This window comes from Nocardia sp. JMUB6875, assembly GCF_041154655.1.
GTDB lineage: Bacteria > Actinomycetota > Actinomycetes > Mycobacteriales > Mycobacteriaceae > Nocardia.
Genome location: NZ_BAAFGR010000371.1, coordinates 1 through 2,117, shown reverse-complemented (window position 1 = coordinate 2,117; position 2,117 = coordinate 1). Strand labels below are relative to the sequence as shown.

2 protein-coding genes and 1 pseudogene are annotated in these 2,117 nt (G+C 68.1%); 2 read left to right on the top strand and 1 reads right to left on the bottom strand.

Annotated features, from left to right (window positions below; translation table 11 throughout):
• Both ACAM49_RS39950 and ACAM49_RS39945 read left to right on the top strand, forming a co-directional pair.
• Positions 1–359 (top strand): Rv3235 family protein (locus tag ACAM49_RS39950; protein WP_369640702.1); only part of this gene is annotated, 359 nt, incomplete at its 5' end.
• Between the two features lie 135 nt (positions 360–494).
• Positions 495–833, top strand: a complete 339-nt coding sequence (locus tag ACAM49_RS39945) for an Lsr2 family protein (RefSeq protein WP_040805355.1) — start codon at positions 495–497, stop codon at positions 831–833.
• Positions 834–969: 136 nt separating this feature from the next.
• Here the strand turns inward: ACAM49_RS39945 and ACAM49_RS39940 are convergent.
• Positions 970–2,117: pseudogene (locus ACAM49_RS39940) on the bottom strand (hypothetical protein); the annotation flags it as partial.

The following is a 2,117-nucleotide window of genomic DNA, read 5'->3' as shown; positions in this document are numbered from 1 at the left end:
CTTCGCACGCTGTGAAAGTCCGGCACAGTGATGAGTACAACACTGCGGCAAGGGAATTCGCCGGGAAAGCCTTGCGTTCGGCGCTCGAGGTGCTGGATGGGCGGCGGCCGGCGGGGCAGTTGGGGGCTTTCGCGGAGCCGGCGGTGGTGGCCGCGGTGCGCACGCTGGCCGGTGCGGGGCGGCTGCCCGGGCGGGAACTCGGCACGGCGACCCTCACCAGGGTCGATGTGATCATTGCCGAGCCGGGTCAGGCCGAAGTCTGCGCGGGATACGACCGCGGCGCGCGGCATTTCGCGCTCGCCGCGCGCATTGTCCGCGGTCGTTCCGGGTGGCGGTTGGCCGCATTCCGGGCGTGCTGAAGACCGTCTGGTCTCTGCGGTAATAGCAGAATTGTCTGGTCACCCCTAATTCGATTCGCGCCTGGTTTGAATCCTGCATCCCGCGGCATTAGCATTTCGGCGAATAGCGGCACCTCACACGTGGAAGGGCAGTCCATGGCGAAGAAAGTCACCGTAACTCTGGTTGACGACTACGACGGCGAATCGAAGGCCGACGAAACCGTCTTTTTCTCGATCGACGGGAACGACTACGAGATCGACCTGTCGAACAAGAACGCCGGCAAGCTGCGGGAGTCGCTCGAGCAGTGGACGGAGAAGGCCCGCAAGGTCGGTCGTTCCAAGCGCAAGGTGGCCGCCGGTCGCACCCGCCCGGCCGTCGACCGTGAAGAGAGCACCGCGATCCGGGAATGGGCGCGGGCGCAGGGCCACCAGGTTTCCTCGCGCGGCCGTATCCCCGCCGAGATCGTCGACGCTTACCAGCGCGCCAAGAATTAACCAGCGCTAATCGCGATGGGGAAATTAGGTGGGAGCCGATGGCCGGGAGCCATCGGCTCCTGACATTTCCGGCCTTTGGTTCGAACCGGATGCGGTGTTGCGGCGATGACATTCCGGAGCACCCGCCCGCCGGGCCTCAGACCGCGTGCGACAGCGCGCTCGCCGGGTCGGGGAGTTCCGCGCGAATCCTTTCCAGCAGGCGTTCGGCGCGTTCGCGATGCGCCGCGGCGGTGTCGGCGTCGCCGCGAGCGGCGGCCAGTTCGGCCAGAATGGCGTCCATCGGACCGAACTCGGTCATACCGGTCTCCAAGCCGATGAGCGTCCCGCCGTGTGGTGCCAGGTATTCATACAGCCGCTGAATTGCTGGAAGATCGCCGAGTTCGATGGCCGCGACCGCGCGCAGGGCCGACATGAGCACCGGATAGAAGCCCGCCGCAATCGGATCCGATTCCAGGTAGACCGCGCGCGCCCGTTCCCGCTGCCCCGTCCGCAGCAGCGCCAGCGTGTACGCGGGCGCGGCCGCCGCGGGCAATGCCGCATAGGCGGGTTCGAGCCGGTCCAGCAATCCCCCCAGTTCCCCGCGCGCCCAGCCGACCGACAGCGCGCAGAACAACTCGGCCTCGGTGTGATTGGCCACGCCGGATTCCCGGGTGCGGGTGGTGAACCGGGCGTAGAGCCGCTCGGCCAGATCGATGTCGCCGCGCAGCAACTCCATGGTCGCCGCGAAACAGCCGACCATATCCAGCAGCGGCCGCAGCTGTCCCTCGTCGGCGAACTCCAGGGCCGCGGCCACCCGCCGCTCCGCCTCCCGCAGATCGGCCCGCGCCACCGCGGCCCGATACCCCAGATAATGCGCCAGCGCCCGATACTCGGCCAGCCCCGCCGCCGAGGCCACCTCCTCCAACTCGGCCACCAGCCCCGAGAACTCCGCGTCGTAGTCGAAGGCCAGATAGGCGACCGCATTGATGGCGGCGCACAGTAATTCGGGATCCCCGGTCCGCCGCGCCACCTCGAGCGCCAACAGCGCCAGCCGGTGCCCGGTCGTGTACTCCACGAGACCGGTTTCGAACGTCGCCGCCACCAGCAGAAACACCAGATCCCCGTCCGCCGCATCGCTTTTCGCCACCGGCCCGCTCGCGCCCCAGCCCGTCGTCCGGGCATCGCTCGCGCCCGTCATCCCGGCATGTTTTTGGCCGGGATCCATGTCCGACTGCTGGATTCCGGCCAAAACCGCGCCGGAATGACGGGGTGAGTCGGTGCGTGAGGGGCGGGGTGGATCGTAGG

Excerpts from the sequence above, each read along its gene's own strand:
- ACAM49_RS39945 (WP_040805355.1), top strand. The coding sequence starts at position 495 with ATGGCGAAGAAAGTCACCGTAACTCTGGTTGACGACTACGACGGCGAA.